At 57.1% G+C, this 22,982-nt stretch carries 20 protein-coding genes; 8 read left to right on the forward strand and 12 right to left on the reverse strand.

Features of this window, described 5'->3' with window-relative positions:
- Nucleotides 1-33 precede the first annotated feature (33 nt).
- Nucleotides 34-516: a hypothetical protein gene (locus Q8O73_RS02100; RefSeq protein WP_305554196.1), complete on the forward strand. Its 483-nt coding sequence runs from the start codon at nt 34-36 to the stop codon at nt 514-516.
- A gap of 4 nt (nt 517-520) precedes the next feature.
- On the opposite strand, the gene Q8O73_RS02105 is transcribed toward Q8O73_RS02100, so the two are convergent.
- The 3 genes from Q8O73_RS02105 to Q8O73_RS02115 all read right to left on the reverse strand — a co-directional run bounded on the left by Q8O73_RS02105 (nt 521) and on the right by Q8O73_RS02115 (nt 4,210).
- Nucleotides 521-1,825 (reverse strand): adenylate/guanylate cyclase domain-containing protein, encoded by a 1,305-nt coding sequence (locus tag Q8O73_RS02105; protein WP_305554199.1) that lies wholly within the window; start codon nt 1,823-1,825, stop codon nt 521-523.
- A 133-nt stretch (nt 1,826-1,958) separates the two neighbouring features.
- On the reverse strand, nt 1,959-3,488 hold the full coding sequence (locus Q8O73_RS02110) for an ATP-binding protein (protein ID WP_305554202.1): 1,530 nt from the start codon (nt 3,486-3,488) through the stop codon (nt 1,959-1,961).
- Nucleotides 3,485-4,210 (reverse strand): response regulator, encoded by a 726-nt coding sequence (locus Q8O73_RS02115; protein ID WP_305554205.1) that lies wholly within the window; start codon nt 4,208-4,210, stop codon nt 3,485-3,487. Before Q8O73_RS02115 ends, Q8O73_RS02110 begins: the two co-directional genes overlap by 4 nt.
- Nucleotides 4,211-4,427: 217 nt before the next feature.
- On the opposite strand from Q8O73_RS02115, the gene Q8O73_RS02120 reads away from it, so the two are divergent.
- Nucleotides 4,428-5,081 (forward strand): hypothetical protein, encoded by a 654-nt coding sequence (locus tag Q8O73_RS02120; RefSeq protein WP_305554208.1) that lies wholly within the window; start codon nt 4,428-4,430, stop codon nt 5,079-5,081.
- Between the two features lie 136 nt (nt 5,082-5,217).
- Nucleotides 5,218-5,748 carry a GNAT family N-acetyltransferase gene (locus tag Q8O73_RS02125; protein WP_305554211.1) on the forward strand — a complete coding sequence of 177 codons (531 nt, stop codon included), beginning with the start codon at nt 5,218-5,220 and terminating at the stop codon, nt 5,746-5,748.
- Here the strand turns inward: Q8O73_RS02125 and Q8O73_RS02130 are convergent.
- From Q8O73_RS02130 to Q8O73_RS02145, 4 genes are all read right to left on the reverse strand, one after another.
- A complete protein-coding gene (locus Q8O73_RS02130; protein WP_305554214.1) occupies nt 5,706-7,502 on the reverse strand; it encodes a Na/Pi cotransporter family protein in 1,797 nt (598 codons plus the stop codon). The genes Q8O73_RS02125 and Q8O73_RS02130 overlap by 43 nt on opposite strands.
- Nucleotides 7,503-7,596: 94 nt before the next feature.
- Entirely contained in the window at nt 7,597-9,129 is a 1,533-nt protein-coding gene (glpD, locus tag Q8O73_RS02135) for a glycerol-3-phosphate dehydrogenase (RefSeq protein ID WP_305554217.1), read from the reverse strand.
- A gap of 195 nt (nt 9,130-9,324) precedes the next feature.
- Nucleotides 9,325-11,259 carry an asparagine synthase (glutamine-hydrolyzing) gene (gene asnB, locus Q8O73_RS02140; RefSeq protein WP_305554220.1) on the reverse strand — a complete coding sequence of 645 codons (1,935 nt, stop codon included), beginning with the start codon at nt 11,257-11,259 and terminating at the stop codon, nt 9,325-9,327.
- Between the two features lie 85 nt (nt 11,260-11,344).
- Nucleotides 11,345-13,261, reverse strand: coding sequence for a sigma-54-dependent Fis family transcriptional regulator (locus tag Q8O73_RS02145; RefSeq protein ID WP_305554222.1), 1,917 nt, complete (start codon nt 13,259-13,261; stop codon nt 11,345-11,347).
- Nucleotides 13,262-13,607: 346 nt separating this feature from the next.
- Here Q8O73_RS02145 and adh point away from each other — a divergent pair, with 346 nt between their 5' ends.
- Both adh and Q8O73_RS02155 read left to right on the forward strand, forming a co-directional pair.
- Complete coding sequence (gene adh / locus Q8O73_RS02150) at nt 13,608-15,128, forward strand: aldehyde dehydrogenase (protein ID WP_305554225.1); 1,521 nt, start codon at nt 13,608-13,610, stop codon at nt 15,126-15,128.
- Between the two features lie 66 nt (nt 15,129-15,194).
- Nucleotides 15,195-15,617 (forward strand): DUF779 domain-containing protein, encoded by a 423-nt coding sequence (locus Q8O73_RS02155; RefSeq protein ID WP_305554229.1) that lies wholly within the window; start codon nt 15,195-15,197, stop codon nt 15,615-15,617.
- A gap of 81 nt (nt 15,618-15,698) precedes the next feature.
- Here Q8O73_RS02155 and Q8O73_RS02160 read toward each other — a convergent pair whose 3' ends face one another.
- Nucleotides 15,699-16,709: a YeiH family protein gene (locus Q8O73_RS02160; RefSeq protein ID WP_305554232.1), complete on the reverse strand. Its 1,011-nt coding sequence runs from the start codon at nt 16,707-16,709 to the stop codon at nt 15,699-15,701.
- A gap of 106 nt (nt 16,710-16,815) precedes the next feature.
- On the opposite strand from Q8O73_RS02160, the gene Q8O73_RS02165 reads away from it, so the two are divergent.
- The 3 genes from Q8O73_RS02165 to cydB all read left to right on the forward strand — a co-directional run bounded on the left by Q8O73_RS02165 (nt 16,816) and on the right by cydB (nt 20,309).
- Nucleotides 16,816-17,742: a LysR family transcriptional regulator gene (locus tag Q8O73_RS02165; protein WP_305554235.1), complete on the forward strand. Its 927-nt coding sequence runs from the start codon at nt 16,816-16,818 to the stop codon at nt 17,740-17,742.
- 184 nt (nt 17,743-17,926) lie between these two features.
- Complete coding sequence (locus tag Q8O73_RS02170) at nt 17,927-19,297, forward strand: cytochrome ubiquinol oxidase subunit I (protein WP_305554238.1); 1,371 nt, start codon at nt 17,927-17,929, stop codon at nt 19,295-19,297.
- A 13-nt stretch (nt 19,298-19,310) separates the two neighbouring features.
- On the forward strand, nt 19,311-20,309 hold the full coding sequence (gene cydB / locus Q8O73_RS02175; protein ID WP_305554309.1) for a cytochrome d ubiquinol oxidase subunit II: 999 nt from the start codon (nt 19,311-19,313) through the stop codon (nt 20,307-20,309).
- 135 nt (nt 20,310-20,444) lie between these two features.
- Here cydB and Q8O73_RS02180 read toward each other — a convergent pair whose 3' ends face one another.
- The 4 genes from Q8O73_RS02180 to Q8O73_RS02195 form a co-directional block, all read right to left on the reverse strand.
- The gene (locus tag Q8O73_RS02180; RefSeq protein ID WP_305554241.1) at nt 20,445-20,726 is read right to left on the reverse strand and encodes a HigA family addiction module antitoxin; all 282 of its coding nucleotides are present in this window, start codon (nt 20,724-20,726) and stop codon (nt 20,445-20,447) included.
- A 16-nt stretch (nt 20,727-20,742) separates the two neighbouring features.
- The gene (locus Q8O73_RS02185; protein ID WP_305554244.1) at nt 20,743-21,021 is read right to left on the reverse strand and encodes a type II toxin-antitoxin system RelE/ParE family toxin; all 279 of its coding nucleotides are present in this window, start codon (nt 21,019-21,021) and stop codon (nt 20,743-20,745) included.
- A 113-nt stretch (nt 21,022-21,134) separates the two neighbouring features.
- The gene (locus Q8O73_RS02190) at nt 21,135-22,448 is read right to left on the reverse strand and encodes a TRAP transporter large permease subunit (RefSeq protein ID WP_305554247.1); all 1,314 of its coding nucleotides are present in this window, start codon (nt 22,446-22,448) and stop codon (nt 21,135-21,137) included.
- A 2-nt stretch (nt 22,449-22,450) separates the two neighbouring features.
- Nucleotides 22,451-22,969: a TRAP transporter small permease subunit gene (locus Q8O73_RS02195; RefSeq protein ID WP_305554249.1), complete on the reverse strand. Its 519-nt coding sequence runs from the start codon at nt 22,967-22,969 to the stop codon at nt 22,451-22,453.
- Nucleotides 22,970-22,982: the final 13 nt, after the last annotated feature.

The following is a 22,982-nucleotide window of genomic DNA, read 5'->3' on the forward strand; positions in this document are numbered from 1 at the left end:
CCGATCCGACACATATAAGGCAGAGGTTTGATTATGGCCGACGATACCGACGATCCCAAAACCACCGATCCGGCAGCCGCATCGGGCAGTGATGACACCCCGCCTGCCACCCCGGCGGGCGAAGGCGGTGATACTTCCGGCGGCAGCAGTGGCGGCAGCAACAACGCACCTGTTTCAACCGCCCTGAACCCGCAAATCGTTCAGGCGGTCGGCACCACCAATCATGCGGTTCTGAACGGGGCCTTTCCGGGCGGCAATGGCATCGCCTATCAAAAGGTTGCCCAGGCCGCCGCCTATGCCGTGCAGGATTCAACCGATTATATGCGCAACATCATGTCAATGGCATCTGCCGCCACCGGCGTTGCCCTGCAAAAGATGCTGGCCGAAAAAACCACCACCCCCTATGCCGACATCATCACCGCGGCAACCAAGGCCGTCGGCGATGCGCAGGAAACCTTTACCAAGGTCGGCACCGCCGCCAGCACGGTGGTCAAGGATTTCGATACGCTGGCCTGAAACGTCAACCGGCGCGTAAAAGCTGGATTCTCTGGCAGGCCTCGGCGAAATCCGGGGCAAACAATGTCAGGCGCGTTCCCGTGCCTTCCAGTTCGTATTCCCCGATATTTTCGGTCGGGCAGGAAATGAACCGGGCGACCGGCCCGCTGACCAGAACCCGTTTGCCAAGTTTCTTGGTCAGTTTTTCGATCCGGGCGGCCTCGTTTGCGGCCCGCCCGACAACGGTAAAATCAACCCGTTCCGGCACGCCGACATTGCCATACACCACATCGCCAACATGCATGCCCAACCCGTAATCAAAACCGGGCATCCCTGATTCTTCGCGCCGAAGGTTAAGTTGTTCGATATTCATTTGTGCCTCGGCGGCGGCATAAACGGCGGCATGACAGGCCTGTTCCAGATCCTGTTCATCATCGCGGATCGGGAAAATCGCAAGGGTCGCATCGCCGATATAACGCAACACCTGCCCGCCATGCTTCAACACTGCCCCGGCGGTGGCGGCAAAAAACGCATTCATTTCACCCAAAAACGCATCATCGCCGACGGTGGCGGCAACACCGGTGGAATTGCGCATATCCGAAAACCATATCACCGCACGGGTTTTGGTGCCGTCACCCAGTTTGATCTGACCATTGCGCACCCGCCCGCCCGCATCCGACCCCAGATAGGTTTCAAGGATCATGCGGGTTTCCTCATGCATGATCCGCATCTTGCAGGCCACGGCAAAGCGCCCCTGAATGGCCGACAGGATCGACAAATCCTCGTCGGTAAAACCGCTGCTTCGTTTGGTCAGATAGGTCATGAAAATATGGTTGCGGCCCAGATCGCTGTCCTTGTCGGTGACAAAGGGCGTCATCAACGCCAGATAATCCGTCCCGCGATTCTTTTTAAATGTTGATAACACCGGAAAATCGACAATCGAGCCCGGCCCGATCAGATGACGGCGCAAAAAGACCACATCATTGTCCAGCATCCATTTCATCGGGCTTTCGGCCCAGTCCGGATCGTCATTGCGCAAACCGGTATGAAAGGCCTGCTCCACCAGTTCCTGGTCTTTTTCCCAGATATAACTGACGCCCTCATACAGGGGATGCAGGGTTTTGAACCCCACCATGACCCGGTCAATCGGAATACCCGCCGCCACCAGACGCGACACCATACCGCCAACCACGTCACCAATGGCGGTATCTTCCAATGCGCGTTCCATCAGCCAGTCATTGACGGCACGGACAAACCCGCTGCCCGACAGGGCGGAATTGGTGCCCGGCAAGGCCGTGACATTTCCGGTGTTTTTATCTGACAGGTTCATAGGCTTGCTCCGTCCCGCAATTTTGCATATTTGTTACACCGCTTAGATAGGCGAAACAACGCGTACCGCAATTGCCTGATCGTACAAAAAGATTATCATTTTCGCGTTCCTGACAAAAGCTGTCAGGCCGGGGTCACACACCCACCGGGGCGGGTAGGTAAATCCGGGCGGCCAAACCGCCTTGCGGTGCGTCATCCAGATAGATTTCGCCGCCATGCCCGCGGATTGCGGTCCGGGCAATCGACAATCCCAATCCAATGCCGCCGGTTCCCTGATTGCGGGATTCTTCCAGCCTGAAAAACGGCTCGAACACCTTGTCGCGGCTTTCGACCGGAATACCCGGCCCGTCGTCACAGACATCAATCCACAACCCGCCATCATCGGCGCGTTTCACCGAAACCGTCACATGTTCGCCATAGGCCAGACCATTGCCCAGCAAATTGCCCAGGGCACGCTTGATCGACAACGGACGGCAAGCATAGGTCAGATGATCAATGGCGCTGACAAAGGTCACCGGATGGCCGGTTTCTTCCAGATCGGCACAGGTCGCCTCGACCAGGGCGACGATATCAATCCGCCGGGTTTCCTCATTGGCGGTTTCCTCGCGGGCAAAGGTCATCGCGGCTTCGACCATCTGCTCCATCTCATTGAGGGTTTCGATGATCTTGCGGCGGTTTTCCTCGTCATCGACAAATTCCGCCCGCAGACGCAGGCTGGTGATCGGGGTGCGCAAATCATGGGAAATCGCCGCCAGCATCCGGGTTCTGTCGCTGACAAACCGTTTCAGGCGTGCGCTCATGCGGTTAAAGGCCCGCGCCGCACGGGCAATTTCCAGCGGGCCTTTTTCCGGCACCGGTTCCGGGAAATCTCCACGCCCGATCCGGTCGGCGGCGGCCGCCAACACTTTCCACGGGCGCGTTACCCGACGGGCAACAAAAAAGGCAATGATCCCGATCAGCAACGCCGACAATACCACCCGCGCCAGACTTTGCATCGCCAACCAGGGCGGCGGTGTAAAGCCATTGATCCGCGCATCCAGCCACACCACCGGCATCGCACCATCCCCATCCGGCGCAATGCCCGCACGATTGTCAAAAATCGGCACCGAAACCGCCATCACCGCCGGGCCATCGCATTTTATGTCACCGAAAAACCGTTTCCCCCCACGGCCATGATAGGATCGTTTGTCGCGATCCTGTTCCAACCGGCGGTCCTTGTCCTTGCGTTTGCCCTTATCATCATCATCGTCGTCATCATCATCGCGTTCCTTGCGACAATCGCTTTCAGACAACAAAACAACCCGTGCGGCCATTTTCGGGTTATCCAGGGCCTCGTTCAGCCGGGTCGAGAGCAGGCGCGTCACCTCGCTATCATCATCCGGTGGCAAGTCCGGTGCCTCAATCAACCGAAACCTGTTCATCGGGCTTTCGGCAACGCGCAAAACATCGCGCCAGTTTTCCGGTGCGGTTGTTGACAGGATGCGCGATATTGCTGCTACACGGGCCAAAGCCCCGCCGCGCCGTTCGCTCAGCACCGCATCATGGCGTTCCTCGGCCAGCAAAACCGCCAGCACCACATGGGTCAGGATCACCGCCCCCAATAACAGGCACACCAGTTGCGCCGTCAGGCTGCGCGGGTAAAGCCGGGCAAAAAACCGTTTCATTGCGATATCACCGGCACAGTCAGCATATAGCCACCACCCCAGACGGTTTTAATGATGGTCGGGTTTTTCGGATCGGGTTCGATCTTTTTGCGCAGACGACTGACCTGATTATCGATGCTGCGGTCAAAGGGGATTGCCTCGCGCCCCTTGGTCAGGTCCAGCAACTGATCGCGGTTCAAAACCATGCGCGGATGATCGACAAAGGCGTTCAGCAAGGTGAATTCCCCGGCACTCAGCGGGATCACCACATCATCGTCGCTGCGCAATTCATGGCGGTTGCGATCCAGAATCCAGCGATCAAAATGTACTTCCCCACCGGCCAGCGGGCGTTTGCGCCCGGTCGGCAGGCTTTGCGCCCGGCGCAATACCGCCTTGACCCGCGCCAGCAATTCCCGCGGGTTAAACGGCTTGGCCAGATAATCATCCGCGCCCATTTCAAGACCAATGATGCGGTCGGTTTCCTCGCCCAGTGCGGTCAACATCACCACCGGGATATCGTGGCTTTCGCGTAACCAGCGGCACAGGCTTAATCCGTCTTCGCCGGGCATCATCAAATCCAGCACCACCAGATCGGGCATGACATCGCCGCCAATCATGCGGCGCAATTCCTTGCCATCGGCTGCCAGCGACACGCGATAGCCATGCTGGCGCAGATACCGCCCCAACAGGTCGCGAATATCGCGGTGATCGTCAACAACCAGAATATGGGCCGATTCCGTCATTTTGCCTTACGCCTTTACAGGTCAATTATTTCATAATCACACGGTATCCGCCGGACCGGTGCGAAAGAACCGCTAATTTGTATCAGACTGTCGCAAAAGCCGCGATTGGCAAACATTGCGACCATTCAGGCCTTTTGGCGGGATCATTTTGCGACATCCGGGCGGTTATATGGACCTCGACACACAGAAGCATGTCTTCACACAAACGAGGTCCAAAATGAAACTCTCCAAAAAATTCATGATCACCGGTGCCATCCTTGCCGCCGCCCTTGCCACCGCCCCGATCGGCAGCGCCTTTGCCGATGGCCCCGGCAAAAACCGTGGCGACTGTTCGTTCTATGACAAAGACGGTATGCCCGGTGGAATGCGCGGCGATATGCGGGGTGGCAAACACCCTGGTCATTGGGGCATGGGCAATCAGGGCATGATGCGCGAAACCGCCCTGACCACCGACGAAGTCCGTTTGCTGGTCGAGGCGATGATCCTGCGCAGCGGCACCGAAAATGTCAAAATCGGTTCGATCACCCCCGATGATGACGGCGAAGAAATCACGGTCACCCTGCAAAATGAGGCGGGGGCCGTTATTACCGAGCTGGAAATCGATGCCTTTTCCGGCCGCCCGGATCGTGGCGACATGCGCAAGGCATTCGGCAAACCCGACCGCACCGATCGCCTCAATCGCAGCTTTGACGCCGCCCAGATGGAAACCCTGACCAAGGCAATGGTCCTACGCCACGGCAAGGGTGAACTGGTTCTGGGATCCCTGACGGAAACCGACCGTGGCACCTTTGTCGCCACCATCACCAACAAGGCGGGCGATCTTGTCCGCGAAGTCGAACTCAGCCGCGTGACCGGTATGCCGGTCAGCTAAACCGCAATTCTTCCCGATCCCAGACTCCGGACATCTCTGGTCCCAACCACCCTGTCCGGATACTTGAGCGGCCCCGCCTTTATCGGGGTCGCCTTTTTTTGTGCAAACCGCATTGACGCACCGCAGGCAAATGATAATGCTGTGGTTTTATCAGGATACCACCATGAATGTGCCTGCCATCGCCTCGGCTCCCAGACCTGCAACCCTTGACGATATCCCTGCCCTGACCCGTCTCTGGCAGGAAACCGGCCTTTATCGCCCCTATAATCTGCCGGAATGGGATGTGGCTTTTGCCCTGCAATCGCCCAATGCCAACCTGCTGGTCTGGGAAGATGTTAACAATGCTCTCATTGCCTGCATTCTGGCCGGGCATGACGGGCATCGCGGCTGGATTTATTATGTAGGTGTGACGCCGGATCATCAGAAAACCGGACTGGGCCGCAAAATTGTCACCACCGCCGAAGACTGGCTGCGCAGTTGTGGCGTCTGGCGGATGCAATTAATGGTCCGATCCGAAAACAGCGCCATGCAGGATTACTACCGCCATCTGGGTTATAACGCCCTGGATGTCACGGTGATGCAGAAAAACATCAATGTTCCGCCTGCCGACCGTCTTCCTGCCGATCAGGAAGACGGTGTTTCGGCAGGATCAATCCCGGCGGGTTGATCGATTGTGGCTGGCGTTGCCATGCGCATCACCGCATTGGCAATGCGCCGTGCCCGGACAAACAGGCGGTCAATCCGTTCGATCACCGACAATTCCAGCCGGTACAGGCGAATATCGGCCTCGGTCATGCCAACATCATCGCCAATGCGCTGACGTACCAGTTCCAGCCGGTTCACAAATGACGCTTTGCCATCAATAATGCCTTGGGCTTTTTCGGTATCTTCTTCGACAATTGCCGAAACCGCCGTGTGCAGGGCCGTTTCGGCATCGCGAAATAACGTCACCAGACTGTCGGTGATCTCGCTGTCGGGTTCGCGCCCCAGACGTGTCATCCGCCCCAAAAGATCGGCTAGTTCCTCGCTGACGATATCGCCGACCACTTCCAGATGATTGCCGATACCGACCAGTTCACGCAAACGCACCTGATCCTGCGGCGACAATTCATGCTGCCGCAACCGGGCGGCATAACCGACAATGGCATCCACCAGCGTATCCACCCCGTCATCCAGCCCGGCAAGGTCGTCCAGCCGCGCGGTTTTGGGATGGATGATCGCCTGCCGCCCGCGTCGGGCAATATCAAATACAATATCGGCCATATGCAGGACTTCCTGCCGCACCAGCGCCAATGCCACTGCCGGAGTTTCCAGAACGCCGACATCCAGATAACGCGGCGTTGGGTCCAACGGCGGATCGGCAACATCGCGCGATGGCAGAATTTTTTCAATCCCCCGCGCAATCCACGGCACAAAACCGATCATCAACACCACATTGGCAATATTGAAAATGCTGTGCGCATTGGCAATCTGGCGCGGGATTTCCGATATGTCGGCCCCGGCATCGGGCGAAATATCCCGCACGAATTCTGCCAGCCCCGGAATAAATGGCAACCAGATCAAAACCCCGACCACATTGAAAATCACATGCGCCATCGCGGTGCGCAGGGCATCGCGGTTTTTACCTATCGTCGCCAGAAGGGCGGTAAAGCAGGTGCCGATATTCGCCCCGAAAATCAGGGCAATCCCGGCATCAAGTGTCACAAGTTGCTGCCCGGCCAAAACAATCACAATGCCGGTGGTCGCCGCACTTGATTGCACCAGGGCGGTAAAAATGGCGGCCACCGCAATCGCCAGCAAAGGCTGGCTCATCTGTGTCATCAGTTCGATAAACGGCGGATAACTGCGCAGCGGGGCCATTGCCTCGCTCATCATGCCCATGCCGAAAAACAGCAGGCCAAGCCCCAGAACCGCCCGGCCAATTTGTGACCAGCGTTCGACACGGGTAAAAAACATCACCCCGAAACCCAGCGCGATCATCAATGGCGCAATCGCCTCGATCTTGAAAGCAATGATTTGCGCCGTCAGGGTACTGCCGACATTGGCCCCCATGATCACGGCAATGGATTGCGGCAGGGTCATCAGACCGGCCGAGACAAACCCGACGACCAGAACCGTCGTCACCGATGAGGACTGCAAAAGTGCGGTGATCCCGGCACCGGACAGCGCACCGACAAAGCGGTTGCGCGTCATCTTGCCCAGCGCCAGACGCAACCGCGCCCCGGCCAGTACCTTTAACGCCCCGGCCAGATGATCCATGCCATATATAAACAGCGCCAGCCCGCCCAGCAAACCCACGACCATCCAGCCACCGGGAATGCTCCCAACGGGTTCAACGGATGGTGCAGCCTGTACCGCCGCCACCGGGGCAAAAAACAAACCGGCGACCACAGCCCGCCCAATATGGCAACATCTGAACATCAAGTAGATACCCGCCATCGTAAAAGGGCAGGAACAATAGCGCGGAAAAACTTTATTTCCAATGCCTTGTCATCAGGGTATCGGCCACGCACTGTTATTCGGCGGCACGCACAATTCCGGCATCCGATGCCAGACGATCCCGCAAAAGATCAATCCCGACATCTGTCAGACGCAGCCCCAGTTTGGATCGCCGCCAGATCACATCTTCCACCTTGCGCACCCATTCATGGGCAATCAGATAGCGGATTTCGGCTTCATACAGATCGTAACCATAGCAGGTTCCCAGATCGGCCCGCGACGCACATCCGGCCAATACGATATCAATCCGGCTGCCATAGGCCCGCAACAGGCGATGCAAGGTCGTGGCGGGCAACCAGCCATACGTCTCGCCATACTGCGCCAGGGCCTTTTCAAAGGACTGATCGGGCAAATCCCCGCCCGGCAAAGCGGCGGTTTCTGTCCACGGCGCATCCGCAAGGCCCAGTTTCCCACAAATCAGGTGCAGGGCATGTTCGGCCAGTTTGCGATAGGTGGTTATTTTGCCGCCAAACACATTCAGCAAGGCCGGTTCATCGCCCTCGCCATCCAGTTTCAACGTATAATCCCGCGACAGTTTCGAGGCATTTTCCGCGTCCCCGCCATAAAGCGGCCGCACCCCGGAATAGCTCCAGACGACATCGGATGCGCTGACCGGTTTTTTGAAATAATCGCTGATCAGTTTGCACAGATAATCAATCTCGCCCGCATCGATTTTAACGGCAGACGGATCGCCCTGATAATCAATATCGGTGGTGCCGATCAGGGTAAAATCATGTTCATAGGGAATGGCGAAAACAATCCGGCCATCCGGGTTTTGAAAAATATAGCAATGATCATGATCGAACAATTTGGGCACCACAATATGGCTGCCCTTGACCAGACGGATATGGGCCGGTTTGCGGGCCTCGACCACGCCGGTTGCCGTGTCAATCAGCGACGCGCACCACGGCCCGGCGGCATTGACCAGCATTCTGGCCGACACATGGCGCGTATCCCCCGTGGTTTCATCACGCAGACTGACCTGCCATGCCCCGTCGCGGCGCACCGCCCCGGTGCAGATCGTCCGGGTCAGGATTTCGGCCCCTTTGTGATGGGCATCCATGGCATTCAGCACCACCAGACGCGCATCATCGACCCAGCAATCGGAATAAACAAAGCCTTTGGTCATCTCGGATTTCAGCGGCGCGCCTGCGGCATGGGTCCGCAAATCAATCCCCGTGCTGCCCGGCAGTTTGTCACGCCCACCCAGATGATCATATAAAAACAGGCCCAGACGAATAAGCCATGCCGGGCGCAGCCCCTTGACATGCGGCAGGACAAATCGCAGTGGCCAGATGATATGCGGCGCATTGCCCAGCAATACCTCGCGTTCCTGCAAGGCTTCGCGGACCAGACGAAATTCGTAATGTTCCAGATACCGCAATCCGCCGTGAATCAGCTTGGTACTGGCCGACGAAGTGGCGCTGGCAAGATCGTCCTTTTCGCACAGCAGGACTTTCAGGCCCCGCCCGGCGGCATCGCGTGCGATCCCCGCCCCGTTAATCCCGCCACCAATGACCACAAGATCGTAACTTGCTGTGCTAGACATGATCACATTCGCCTTCAAAAATTTTGAAATCGAATTTTATTTAGTTCATTTACGAATATTTTTCAAGATCGCGATTGTGACAAAATATGTCGAAATCCCGATACCGAGCTTAAAACTCCCATAAAAATTTGCGGCGCGACTGAAACAATCGCACCGCCATAAAAAATTCATTATCGAAATTTTTGGGTCTCCAGTTTAACCCATCCAGCGTTGCTGCCAGTCCGACAGCATGGCGATACACCATAATTGATGCGGCCAATTGCGCGTTCCCGCCTGATGTTCGGACAGGCATGTTTGAACCCTTTGACGATCCAGCCCAAGATCCTCATACAGCGCATCCCGCGCCAAAAGATCATGCAGCCAGTCCTTTAATGGCCCGCGCAGCCATTCGGCCAGTGGCACGCCAAAACCAGCTTTGGGCCGGTCGATCAATTCATCGGGCACATATTTGTGCAAAATCCGCCGCAGGGCGATTTTGCCGGTTCCGCCCTGAATTTTCAGATGCATCGGCAACCGCCAGCCAAATTCAATCACCCGATGGTCAATCAACGGCACCCGGACCTCCAGCGAACTGGCCATCGATGCCCGGTCCACCTTGGTCAGGACATCATCAACCATATACATCAGCGTATCCATCACCTGCATCGCCGATACATAATCCAGATGACGGTTGCGCGAAAACTTGTCGCCCGGCACGGCAAACGAAGCCGTTAACGCCTCTCCGGTCAAAAGGGTCTTCGGGTCCCACAACTGTAATAACGCCAGATAACGGTCATTATCATCGCGGATTTTCAAAAGCGGCGCGACCTTGTGGATTTTATCGCCAATCGCCGTAACCCCGCGCTTGCCGGGCAACATCCCGATCATCGCATCCCAGTGTTGCGGCGATAGCCGGGTCAAAAGCCCCGCCATCGCATCGCCGCCAAACGGTACAGCGTTCGAGAATTTGCGGATTTTCCCGGCCCATAAATACCGGTTATAGCCGCCAAAGGTTTCATCGCCGCCATCGCCACTGAGTGCCACCGTCACTTCCTTGCGCGTCAGCGCCGAAATCAGCGAAGTCGGAATCGATGAACTGTCAAAAAACGGTTCGTCATAGGTCTGCGAAAGTTTCGGCACCATATCAAGCGCATCCTGCGCCGTGACATAAAGTTCGGTGTGATCGGTGCCCAGATGTTTGGCCACTGCCCCGGCAAAGGCGGCCTCGTTATAGACGTCTTCTTCAAACCCGATCGAATAGGTTTTGACAGGCCGGTCCGACACCGACTGCATCAGGGCAACAACGGTCGAAGAATCAATCCCGCCCGACAAAAACGCGCCCAGCGGCACATCGGCAATCATCCGGCGTTCCACTGCATCGCGCAGCAAATCTTCAAGGGCATCAACCGCACTTTGATCATCACCGGCCCACGGATGCGCCTGCCCGTTGATCACCGCATCTTCCAACGACCAGAATGCCGATTCCTTCCACACACCCTGGGCATTGATTTCCAGTATATGGCCGGGGCGCAACATTTTGGCCGCATCATAAATCGACAGACCCGACGGCACATAACCAAACCGCACATAGGCCGACAAGGCCCGCGCATCGATATCGCGCGAAATCACTCCCCCGGCCAGCAATCCCTTAAGCTCGGACGCAAACCCGACAATGCCCTTATGACGCGACCAGTAAAGCGGCTTAATGCCCAGACGGTCGCGCACCAGTGTCAGCTTGCGGTCGCGGCGGTCCCAAAGGGCAATGGCAAACATGCCGATCATGCGTTTCAGGGTGTCGCTTACCCCCCAATGCGCAAAGGCTTCCAGAATCACTTCGCTGTCGGAATGGCCGCGCCATGCAATATTGAACGACGCCAGCTTTGCCCGCAAATCCCCGGCATTATAAACTTCGCCGTTATAAACCATCACGTAACGGCCATCGGCGGAATGCATCGGCTGTTTTCCGGCATCCGACAAATCAATAATCGCCAGACGACGTTGCCCCAATGCCAGACCAGCCCCGTCATCAATCCAGACATCGCCGCCATCCGGCCCGCGATGCACAAGGGATTCCGTCATCCGGTCCACAATCTGGCCGACCGGTTCGGCGCTGTCATTTTGCAAGGCCCACAGGCCGGTAATGCCACACATAAAGCGCCTCAAAATTTCCCGATATCAACTGATTACAGGAGTTAAAAACCATCTGCGACCATTCGACAATCGAAAACAGCAACTTTTATATTATGCCCGGACCTTGCCCACACCGCCGGATGCCAAAACGGTCCATCTTGCGATACAGCGTATTGCGGCTCAGCCCCAGTGACCGGGCGGCATTGGTAACGTGCCAGCGATGATCGGCCAGAACCCGGCGCAGGGTCTGGGCTTCGGCCTGTTGCAGGGCGCTGTTACCATCATTGGCGGCAATTTTGTCTTCCGGCCAGAAATCATCGGGCAGATGGTCGGGCGAAATCACGCCGTTTTCGGCAAAGACACTGGCATATTGCAACACATTGACCAGTTCACGCACATTACCCGGCCAGTCATAGCGCGCCAGAACCGCCATCACCGCATCATCGCATGTCAAACCGGCCCCGCCGCCATTACCCGCCGCCAGCAACCGTTTGACCAGGTCCTGCAAATCATCCCGGTCCCGCAAAGGCGGCAGCGCCAGACGCGCCCCCTTGATCCTATACAGCAAATCCTCGCGGAACCGGCCCTCCGCCACGGCACGGGTCAGATCGACATTGCTGGCGCAAATCAGGCGGAAATTGACCTTGACCGATTTGGTACTGCCCAGCGGCTCGACACAGCGTTGTTCCAGCACCCGCAACAACCGGCTTTGGGCGGACAGCGGCATGTCGCCGATTTCGTCCAAAAACAAAGTCCCGCCTTCGGCCTGACGGATGCGCCCGCCAAACCCGTCCTTCGCCGCCCCGGTAAAGGCCCCGGCGACATGGCCGAACAATTCACTTTCAATCAGGTTTTCCGGCAAGGCGGCGCAATTGATCGCCACAAACGGTTTGCGGGCCCCCACCACCTGATCATGAATGATCCGCGCCATATATTCCTTGCCGCTGCCGGTTTCACCCGACATCAGGATATTGATACCACTGCCCAGCAATTTGCAGCCGATCCCGAACAAACGACGAATTACCGGGTCCTGATCGGGGATATCGGCGTTCTTGCGCATCGAAGGTGTTGCGACCGGTCGCGGGGTGGCGACAAAGGTCCGGCGCTGTTTTTCCGGCAGGGTCATTTGCCCGAACAAAACACCGCCCCCGGCCACCGACAGGGCGCGGGGCCCATTCTGGCCCTGCCCGTCTGCGGCCAGACGGTCCACCAGGTCCCCGACATCCAGCCCAAAGGCCGTCCGAATGTCAAAACCCGATCCGGTCGCCGACAATAATCGCCGTGCGGTGGATGTCGCGCCGCGAATGGTGCCGTCCGGTGCCACCGCAATCAGGGCATCGCGGGTGGAGCCGACATAACCGGCATCCGGGTGCAAATGCACAATCAGGTCGGCCGCACATTCCTCAAAAAACAAAATCCGTTCCAGTGCGCTCGCATAATCCGCCACCAGACCGCGTACCCGCAAACAGTCATTGCGTTTGATATCATCGCGCACCGCCGACACATCCAGAACCGAACAGACCTGCCCGTCCGGATCGAACACAGGGGCGGCGGTACAGGTCAGCACTGCATGGCTGGACAGGAAATGTTCATCCTTGTGAATGGTGATCGGGCGGCCTTCGATGATGCAGGTGCCAATGCCGTTGGTGCCCTCGCGTTCCTCGCTCCAGACCGCGCCGGGCAACAGCCCGTTGGTGCGAAAGGACGGCAACAGGGAATGGGCGGCAACACTGTCAAGGATCACCCCGTCATGATCGGTCAGAAACACCGCATACCCCGCCGCATCAATCTTGCGATACAGGGTGCGCACCAGATCATGGGCGTGATGATACAGCCGCCCGCTGCGATCCCGGCGTTGCCGGGTCTGGCTTTCAGGCATGACTTCGGGGCGGCGGGTCATGTCATGGGCAAGGCCAAACCGTTCTTCGCAACGTTGCCACGATTCAAGAACGGCGCGGTTTTGCGCGATGCCACTTAACTGCAACGCGGCCTCAACCCGGCCACCAGACTGGTTTCCAGACATCAGACGTTACTCCCTGCGTGCCGGTTGTTTTTTGCTGCGTAGGAACAGCTCCGATCACTTGGAAATGGTATCAAACCCGCCCCGGCGCAACAAACGGTTTCGCAGACCATCTTACCGCCGCCCAGACACTGTCCCAGATTCGGGACAGTTTGTTGCAACTGTCACCCCGCCCGGCCACAACAACCGGCGCACAAAATACCCCCATCCCACCGATAATGCCTTGATCCGGCGGCACTTCCGGTTTCGGCATACCGGCTTTTGCAAACTGGCACGGCCTTTGCGGGTAAAACCGGGCAAATCACAAAAAAGGTGGTGAAACCGCCACCGATCACGGAGGAAACCCAAAATGATTTACAAGAATCCGGGCGACAACGGCAGCCTCGTTACCTTCAAGGCCCGTTATGACAATTTCATCGGCGGCGAATGGACCGCCCCGGTCAAGGGCCGCTATTTTGAAAATGTCTCGCCGGTTAATGGCCGGGTGTTCTGCGAAGTGGCCCGTTCCAGCGCCGAAGACATCGAACTTGCCCTGGATGCCGGCCATGCCGCCGCCGAGGCATGGGGCAAGACATCGGTCACGGCACGCGCCAATATCCTCAATAAAATCGCCGACCGCATGGAACAGAATCTTGAAATGCTGGCGGTTGCCGAAACATGGGACAATGGCAAGGCGGTGCGTGAAACGCTGGCCGCCGATATTCCGCTGGCAATTGATCATTTCCGCTATTTTGCCGGTGCCATCCGTGCCCAGGAAGGATCGCTGGGTGAAATCGACGATAACACGGTCGCCTATCATTTCCATGAACCGCTGGGCGTTGTTGGCCAGATCATTCCGTGGAATTTCCCGATCCTGATGGCGGTGTGGAAACTGGCCCCGGCCCTGGCCGCAGGCAATTGTGTGGTTCTGAAACCCGCCGAACAAACCCCGGCCTCGATCTGTGTGCTGATGAATCTGATTGGCGATCTGTTGCCTGCCGGTGTTCTCAATGTCGTTCAGGGCTTTGGCCTTGAAGCAGGCAAGCCGCTGGCGCAAAGCAACCGCATCGCCAAAATCGCCTTTACCGGTGAAACCACCACCGGGCGGCTGATCATGCAATATGCCAGCGAAAACATCATCCCGGTGACGCTGGAACTGGGCGGCAAATCGCCCAATATCTTCTTTGGCGATATCATGGACGAAGATGATGATTTCCGCCAAAAGGCCGCCGAAGGCCTGACGATGTTTGCTCTTAATCAGGGTGAAGTCTGCACCTGCCCGTCCCGCGCCCTGATCGAGGCCCGCATCTATGACAAATTCATGGATAACGTCCTGTCGCGCGTTTCGGCGATCAAGCAGGGCAACCCGCTTGATACCGACACCATGATGGGCGCACAGGCCTCGAACGAACAGATGGAAAAAATCCTGTCCTATCTCGATATCGGCAAACAGGAAGGTGCTGAAACCCTGATTGGTGGCGGCAAGGCCGATCTGGGCGGGGATTTGGCAGGCGGATATTACATCCAGCCGACAATCTTCAAAGGCCACAACAAAATGCGGATTTTCCAGGAGGAAATCTTTGGTCCGGTGGTGTCGGTCACAACCTTCAAAGACGATGCCGAAGCCCTGTCGCTGGCCAATGACACGCTTTATGGCCTTGGGGCCGGTGTCTGGACCCGCAATGCCAATCGCGCCTATCGTTTTGGCCGCAATATCAAGGCCGGGCGCGTCTGGACCAATTGTTATCACCTCTATCCGGCCCATGCGGCCTTTGGCGGGTACAAACAATCGGGCATTGGTCGCGAAAACCACAAAATGATGCTCAACCACTATCAGCAGACCAAAAACCTTCTGGTCAGTTACGACCCGAAACCGATGGGTTTCTTCTGATTGTGGTGATGCAAACTGTGGGGCGGCGACACCGTCGCCCCACCCGTTTTTGACGGAGCCCCGACCATGACATCCGATCCCGGCGAAAATGACATCCCCAAACGGGTGATTGCCACCGATGCCGCCATTGATCTGATCCGCACATTGCGCGATCAGCACGGCCCGGTGATGTTTCACCAGTCCGGCGGTTGTTGCGATGGCAGTTCGCCGATGTGCTATGCCGATGGCGATTTTCGCACCGGCGCGCAGGATATCCTGCTGGGTGAAATTGACGGGTGTCCTTTTTATATGGGCAAGGCGCAATTTGAATATTGGCGTCATACCCAATTGATCATTGATGTGATCGACGGGCGCGGCGGCATGTTTTCGCTGGAAGGACCCGAAGGCAAACGTTTTCTGACCCGGTCCCGGGTTTTTGGTGACGCCGAATGGCAACGCCTGTCCGATTATGAAAAAACCGCTGCGACCAGCATCCCTGTTGATGAGTGACTCTCCGCCCTGAATCTCCCTGACCTCCCCTGCCAACTTGTCATGGCCCGCCTTTCCCCCGGCGGGTCTTTTTTTTTGCGATCAGACCACCGTCAATAGCGCAATCAGCCCCAACGCCAACCCCGACAGCACAACAAGCGACATCAGGGCCGCCATCATCACCCGCCCGCCCACATGCAAGATGGCGCGCAGATCAACCATCAGGCCCAAGGCGGCCATCGCCATCACCGTCAGGATCGGCGATGTTGCCTGCATAACCCCCAACATCACCGGCGGGATCACGCCCAAAGACCGCAACGCCATCATGGCGATAAAGCCGACAATGAACCACGGCACCAGATGGGCCAGCGGCAATTTGACGCCCGCGCGACGCCCGCCCACAATGGCCAGCCCCAAAATCACCGGTCCCAGCATCAAAACCCGGATCAGCTTGACCAGCGTTCCCACCTGAACCGCCAACGGCCCCATCGGAGCCGTTGCCGCCAGAACCTGTGGCACGGCATAAACCGTCAACCCGGCAAAAATACCGTATCGCGTGGCATCAAGGCCCAACACAGCGGGCAATAATGGCAACAGAAAAACAAACAACACGCCCAGAACGGCGGTAAAGGCAATGGCCGCGGCCACATCGTCATGGTCGGCGTCAATCACCGGGGCAGTTGCCGCAATCGCCGAATTGCCGCAAATCGACGTGCCACAGGCAATCAGGGTCGCCAGCCGTCGCGACAGTCCCATCATCCGCCCGATCAGAAAAGCCACGCCCAGACTGATGACCACCGCCGCCGCAATCCCCGCCACCAACCCCGGCCCGGCCGCCGCCATTGCCGCCGCACTCATCGAGGCCCCCAGCAAAACAATGGCAATTTCCAACATGATTTTGGCGCTGAAATGTACCCCGGCACAAAATAAAGGGGCCAACCCGAAAACCGACCGCACCAGAACCCCGATCAAAATCGCCAAAACAAGGCCTTCGATCATGCCGGTTCCCAAGACGTGGCGTTCCGCCTGCTCGATCAGCAAGGCAACAACCGCCACCGCACCGCACAGGGCAATGCCGGGCAACAGGCGGTTAAGGGCGGGGATAAAAAACATGCAACACCTGTGAAATCATCAACAGGCGCACTTTGTCATTCCCATTCATTCATTTATATCGGATAATATGATATAAAATGTTCGCTTTAATCGAATGATTGTTGTCATGACCTTTGAACAGCTTTACATTTTTGTCGCCGTGGCGGAGCGCGAACATTTGACCCGTGCAGCCGAAGCCATCCATCTGACCCCTTCCGCTGTCAGTTCTGCCATCCGCAATCTGGAAAATTTCTATGGGGTGGAATTGTTTCACCGGGTCGGGCGGCGGATCGAACTGACCGAAAGTGGCCGGGTGTTTCTGGGCGAAGCACGGGCAACACTGGCCCGTGTGCGGGCCGCCGAACTGGCCCTGGCGGAAATGGGTGGGTTGAAACGCGGCGAAATCCACATTCAGGCCAGCCAGACCATCGCTGGATACTGGTTGCCGCCCTTGTTGATGCAATTTCATTATCATCATCCCCATATCGATCTGCATGTCGAAACCGGCAATACCCGCACCGTTGCCGATGCCGTGCTGCGTGGCACCGCCAATATCGGCTTTGTCGAAGGGGAAATTGAGGATCCGGCTTTGGCCCGCGAGGAAATCGGCGAAGACGCCCTGACCATCGTGGTCGGCGCACAACATCCATGGGCAGATGGCCGCACCGTCACCCTTGATCAACTGGTACACGGCACACCATGGATCCTGCGCGAAGCCGGGTCGGGCACCCGGTCGGAATTTGAAAACGCCCTGATGCGCGACGGGGCCGACATCACCCGGCTTTCCGTCACCATGATCCTGCCGTCAAACGATGCGGTGATGTCGGCGGTTCAGGCCGGGCTGTGCGCCACCGCCGTTTCGCGACTGGCGGCATCCGCCCTGATCGATCAGGGGCGGTTGGTGCCAGTTGCCTGGTCCCTGCCGCCGCGCAAGTTTTTCATGCTGCGCCACAAGGAACGCCATCACGGCAAGGCGGCAGCAACGCTGGCCGAACTGTGTCGGGCGACCTGCGCCAGGGAAAAGCCCGGCCTGCCGGACCCGGCCCGATCCTGATCATCCGGTTTTTCCGGTCTGAAATTGCGAATACGCAATGTGCAGACCGGTCAAAATGACTATGGATGCACTCCGGAATTAAAATAAGACAAAAGAGTGGCATGGCTGCCAGTCTGTACTATCTGATCAGGGTCAGGGTTCGCGACATCGGGGAGGATTCGCAGATCATGAGGACAAACAGGTTATGCTTGATCCCGAAATACTGGCCCGTGTGCAATTCGCCTTCACGATGGCCTTTCATATCATCTTCCCGTCCCTGACCATCGGTCTGGCAAGCTATCTTCTGGTACTTGAAGGGCTGTGGCTGCGCACCAAAGACGATACCTATCTGTCGCTTTACAAATTCTGGGTCAAAATTTTTGCGCTGGCCTTTGGCATGGGTGTCGTGTCGGGCATTGTCATGTCCTATCAGTTTGGCACCAACTGGGGCCCGTTTTCGGAATTTTCCGGCCCCGTCATTGGTCCCCTGATGGCCTATGAAGTTCTGACCGCCTTTTTCCTTGAGGCCGGCTTTCTGGGTATCATGCTGTTTGGCCTGAACCGGGTTGGGCCGCGTCTGCATGTGGTTGCCACCGGCATGGTGGCGGTGGGCACCGTGATTTCGGCCTTCTGGATTCTGTCTGCCAACAGCTGGATGCAAACCCCGACCGGCCATATCTTGCAAGATGGCCGCCTGATGGTCGAAAGCTGGTGGGATGTGGTGTTTAATCCCAGTTTTCCCTATCGGCTTGTTCATATGGTGCTGGCGGCCTATCTGACCACCGCCTTTACGGTGGGGGCGGTCGGGGCATGGCATTTGTTGCGCAACCGCGACAATGGGGCGGCACGGGTGATGTTTTCGATGGCAATGTGGATGGCGGCGATTGTCGCCCCGATCCAGATCATCGCCGGGGATTTTCATGGCCTGAATACACTGGAACACCAACCCGCCAAGGTCGCGGCGATGGAGGGCCATTTTGAAACCCGCACCGGTGCGCCGCTGATCCTGTTTGGCCTGCCCGATATGGCGGCAGGGGAAACGAAATATGCGCTGGAAATTCCCAAACTCGGCTCGTTGATCCTGACCCATGACTGGAACGGCGAAGTCGTCGGCCTTAATGATTTCCCGCCAGAAGACCGACCCAATGCCACCATTGTTTTCTGGTCGTTCCGCATCATGGTCGGTATCGGCTTTTTGATGGCGCTTTTAGGGGCGGCAAGCCTGTTTGCCCGCTGGCGCAAATCGCTTTACAGCTGCGCCTGGTTGCATCGTTTTGCCCTGCTGATGGGCCCCAGCGGCTTTATCGCCATTCTGGCAGGCTGGACCACGACCGAGGTCGGACGGCAACCCTGGGTGATTTACGGCATCATGCGCACCGCCGATGCCGGATCACCGGTCGCCCCGATGGCGATTGCCGGGTCACTGGCCGCCTTTGTGGTGGTTTACACCGTGGTTTTCGGGGCGGGCACCGGCTTTATCCTCAAGGCAATGGCCAAGGACCCGCGTCACGCCCATGCCCCGCATGGTGAAGTCACCCGCACCGGCAGCCGTCCGGTTGCCGATCAGACCCGCTAGGCAAAGAGGAAATATCACAATGGATTACCAACTGATCTGGGGCCTGTTGATCGCCTTTTCCGTCTTTGCCTATGTCACGCTGGACGGGTTTGACCTTGGCATCGGCATTCTGTTTCCGTTTGAACCGGGGGCCGAAAACCGGGGCAAAATGATGAATGCCGTCGCCCCGATCTGGGATGGCAACGAAACATGGCTGGTGCTGGGCGGCGGCGGGCTTTATGCCGCCTTCCCGCAGGCCTATTCCCTCCTGATGACCGCCTTTTACATTCCGGTCATCACCATGTTGCTGGCTCTTGTCTTTCGGGGCGTGGCGTTTGAATTTCGCTTCAAAAGCACAAAACACCAAAAACACTGGGATTTCGCCTTTAGCACCGGCTCGCTGATTGCGGCCGCCATGCAAGGTGCCATGCTGGGCGCGTTTATCGAAGGCATTGATGTTGAAAACGGGGCCTTTGTCGGCGGACCGTTTGACTGGGTCAGCCCGTTTTCGATTTTCTGCGCCAGCGCGGTTGTGGTCGGTTATGCCCTGCTGGGGGCGGGCTGGCTGATCATGAAAATCGAAGGCCCGTTACAGGACCATCTGCGCACCCTGACCAAACCGGCCATTTTGTGGATGACGGTCAATCTGGGCGTGGTGTCGCTGATGACCAGCTATGTCAATCCGGCCTATGCCGAACGCTGGTTTTCCTTCCCCAACATCATCTATCTCGCCCCGATCCCGATCCTGACGACGGGCTTGCTGGTCTGGTTGTGGCGGGCGGCACAGCACCGCGAACGCACGATTTTTGGCATTACGCTGGCGATTTTCTTTCTGTGCTATCTGGGATTTGGCATCACGCTGTATCCCAATATCGTCCCGCCCACGATTGATTTTCGCAGTGCAGCGGCCCCCGATAACAGCCTTGCCTTTATGCTGGTCGGGGCGGCGATCATGTTGCCGATCATTATCGGCTATACCGCCTATGCCTATTACGTTTTTCGCGGCAAGATTGATGACGAGGGGTATCACTGATGCATATATCCCTTTCCCCCACCGCGAAAAAATGGCTGTGGTTTGTCGGGCTTTATCTGGCCGGGCTGGCAACCGTTTCCGCCGTCGCCTATGGTATCCGGGCAGTGATTATGTAGACAATCGGGGCAAACGGAACTATCCGGCGAACCGTTCGATCGGCGGCTGGTCGCGATGTTCCGCCTGCCACAAATCATAATCTGCCTGTACGCCAAGCCATACCCGCGCCTTGCCAATTCCGGCGCGTTCCAGCCGCACAGCAAGATCGGGGCTGACCGGGGCGTGTTCGTGCAAAATGCGCGACAAGGTTTCCCGCGCAAAGCCCAGCCTGCGAGCCAGTTCAGTTATGCTGATCCCCAATTGGGGCACTATATCTTCCCGCAAGGTTTCGCCGGGATGGGGCGGGTTAAACATCGCCATCTTGCATCTCTCTTGTTTAATGATAATCCAGATAGTCAACCAGCTCGACATCATTGTCGATGAACCGGAAAATGATGCGCCAGTTGCCACTGACCGTCAGAGACCAGAACCCTTCCCGTTTTCCAGACAGACCATGCAATCGCCATCCGGGAATGTTCAGATCATCGGGTTCCGTCGCACGATCAAGAAACGATAATATCCGCGCGACACGGCGCACATGAGACGGATTGATCCCCCGGTGCGATCCCGTCTCGTAAAACAGCCGAAGGCCTTTGTGCTGAAAGCTCCTGATCATAGCTTGATCGTGATGCATTACATCACACTTTTCAATAAAAATCTATCCCGCCTGTAACAAAAAACCGCCCGGACAATACGTCATCCGGGCGGTTTGTATCGGGAATACCCTGTCTAGAAACCCACAATTTTGGAAGGTAGCCACGTCGCGGTTTCGGGGAACAATGCAACCAGCGCCAAAGTAATGATTTGCAGGATGATAAACGGCACCACCCCGCGGCACATCTGGGCATAGGTCATATCGGGCGGTGCTATGGATTTGAGGTAAAAGATCGAGGATGCCATCGGCGGTGTCAGATATCCGGTCTGGATCACAATAATCACCATTGTGGCGAACCAGACCGGGTCAATGCCCGCCGCCTTGACAAAGGGCGTAAACAACGGCACGCAAATCAGCACATTGGCCGTCCAGTCCAGAACAAAGCCCAGAACGAACACGACGACCAGAAAAAACACAATCATCCCGACTGTGCCAATCCCGGCACTTTCGATGAAATTCCGGATCAGTTGCCCGCCCCCATTGGCGGCAAAAACCCCCATAAACATCGTGCCTGCCGCAACGATCAACAGGATCATCGCCGAAATCCGCACCGTAATTTCAAGGGATTCCCGCAAAACTTTAAAACTGAACCGACCATAGGCGATGCACAGGATCAGCGCACCGACCGCCCCGACCGATGCCGCCTCGGTCGGGGATGCAATCCCCGCCAGCAAAGACCCCAGCACCGCGACAATAAGGGCAATCACCGGCAACAGGGTCCCGGCGGTTATTTTCAGCTTTTCCGCCAGCGGCAAGGCCTGTTCTTCATCGACAATGCCATGATCGACCGGTTTGGACAGCACACCGCGCACAATCAGATAGCCGATAAAAAGCCCGATCATGATCAGGCCGGGAAACACCATCCCGGCCAGCAATTCCCCCACCGACAACTGGGCAAGCGACGCATACATCACGGCGATCACCGACGGCGGGATCATGGTGCCCAAGGACCCACCCGCGCATACCGTGCCGGCAATCAGGCTGTTATCATAGCGATAACGCTGCATCGCCGGAATTGCCATCATGCCGATCATGACTTCAACCGCGCCGACCACCCCGGCGGCGGCGGCAAAAACCGCGCCCATGGCAATGGTCGCCACGGCCAGACCATTGGGCAACCGCCCCATCCATAATTGCATGGTTTTAAACAGGCGTTCGGCAATGCCGGACCGTTCCAGTATCGCCCCCATCAGGATGAACATCGGGATGGCCGACAGGATAAAATTGGTCGATGCCGAATAAAGGCTGCCGTAAAGCTGATTGAAAATATGAGGGCCAAAGGCAACCAGCCCCGCCGCAAAGGAAACAATCGCCAGCGAAAAGGCAATGGGAATACCCGCCAGAACCAGGGCAAAAAGCCCCGGAAACATCAATCCCGCAACAAACATGGTCAGATCTCCACCTGCGACTGCAACCGACCCTTGCCGCCATAGGCCCGCAGGCCCTCGACCAATATCTGCAAACTGAGGATGACAAGCCCTATGGCCAACAGGCTGTAAAACGGCCACATCAGGGGCGCCCACGGGCTGACCATTTCAACCTCGCCCCGTTCCCATGCCCGAAAGGCACGCCGGATGCCAATCCATGACAGACCCGAAAAAATCGGAAACAGCACCACAACAAAAACCGTACCTTCGATCAGTTGCGCCAGACGTTTGGGAAACCGCATTGACAGAAAATCAATGCGGACATGGGCATCTTCCTTCAGGGCCTGTGCGGCCCCAAGAATGAACAAAACACCCGTACACATATAGGCAATATCAAAGGCCCAAAGTGTTGGTGCGTTAAAAACATAACGCGCCGCAACTTCATAGATCATGGAGACGACCAGGCCAACGGCGACAAGCCGGGCAATTTGGGAGAAAAAACCCGCAAGCCTGTCCATCGCACCAAAGAACGAGGGAAACATGATCGTCTCCAAT

The sequence above is a fragment of the Thalassospira sp. genome, from assembly GCF_030690045.1.
Classification (GTDB): Bacteria; Pseudomonadota; Alphaproteobacteria; order Rhodospirillales; family Thalassospiraceae; genus Thalassospira.

Coding starts and splice junctions, on each gene's coding strand:
- Q8O73_RS02145 (WP_305554222.1), bottom strand. CDS start 13,261: ATGTCTGGAAACCAGTCTGGTGGCCGGGTTGAGGCCGCGTTGCAGTTA.
- Q8O73_RS02130 (WP_305554214.1), bottom strand. CDS start 7,502: ATGTTCAGATGTTGCCATATTGGGCGGGCTGTGGTCGCCGGTTTGTTT.
- adh (WP_305554225.1), top strand. CDS start 13,608: ATGATTTACAAGAATCCGGGCGACAACGGCAGCCTCGTTACCTTCAAG.
- Q8O73_RS02190 (WP_305554247.1), bottom strand. CDS start 22,448: ATGTTTGTTGCGGGATTGATGTTTCCGGGGCTTTTTGCCCTGGTTCTG.
- Q8O73_RS02195 (WP_305554249.1), bottom strand. CDS start 22,969: ATGTTTCCCTCGTTCTTTGGTGCGATGGACAGGCTTGCGGGTTTTTTC.
- Q8O73_RS02125 (WP_305554211.1), top strand. CDS start 5,218: ATGCTGTGGTTTTATCAGGATACCACCATGAATGTGCCTGCCATCGCC.
- glpD (WP_305554217.1), bottom strand. CDS start 9,129: ATGTCTAGCACAGCAAGTTACGATCTTGTGGTCATTGGTGGCGGGATT.
- Q8O73_RS02170 (WP_305554238.1), top strand. CDS start 17,927: ATGCTTGATCCCGAAATACTGGCCCGTGTGCAATTCGCCTTCACGATG.
- Q8O73_RS02120 (WP_305554208.1), top strand. CDS start 4,428: ATGAAACTCTCCAAAAAATTCATGATCACCGGTGCCATCCTTGCCGCC.
- Q8O73_RS02155 (WP_305554229.1), top strand. CDS start 15,195: ATGACATCCGATCCCGGCGAAAATGACATCCCCAAACGGGTGATTGCC.
- Q8O73_RS02165 (WP_305554235.1), top strand. CDS start 16,816: ATGACCTTTGAACAGCTTTACATTTTTGTCGCCGTGGCGGAGCGCGAA.
- asnB (WP_305554220.1), bottom strand. CDS start 11,259: ATGTGTGGCATTACCGGCCTGTGGGCCTTGCAAAATGACAGCGCCGAA.
- Q8O73_RS02110 (WP_305554202.1), bottom strand. CDS start 3,488: ATGAAACGGTTTTTTGCCCGGCTTTACCCGCGCAGCCTGACGGCGCAA.
- Q8O73_RS02115 (WP_305554205.1), bottom strand. CDS start 4,210: ATGACGGAATCGGCCCATATTCTGGTTGTTGACGATCACCGCGATATT.
- Q8O73_RS02100 (WP_305554196.1), top strand. CDS start 34: ATGGCCGACGATACCGACGATCCCAAAACCACCGATCCGGCAGCCGCA.
- Q8O73_RS02105 (WP_305554199.1), bottom strand. CDS start 1,825: ATGAACCTGTCAGATAAAAACACCGGAAATGTCACGGCCTTGCCGGGC.
- Q8O73_RS02180 (WP_305554241.1), bottom strand. CDS start 20,726: ATGGCGATGTTTAACCCGCCCCATCCCGGCGAAACCTTGCGGGAAGAT.
- Q8O73_RS02185 (WP_305554244.1), bottom strand. CDS start 21,021: ATGATCAGGAGCTTTCAGCACAAAGGCCTTCGGCTGTTTTACGAGACG.
- Q8O73_RS02160 (WP_305554232.1), bottom strand. CDS start 16,709: ATGTTTTTTATCCCCGCCCTTAACCGCCTGTTGCCCGGCATTGCCCTG.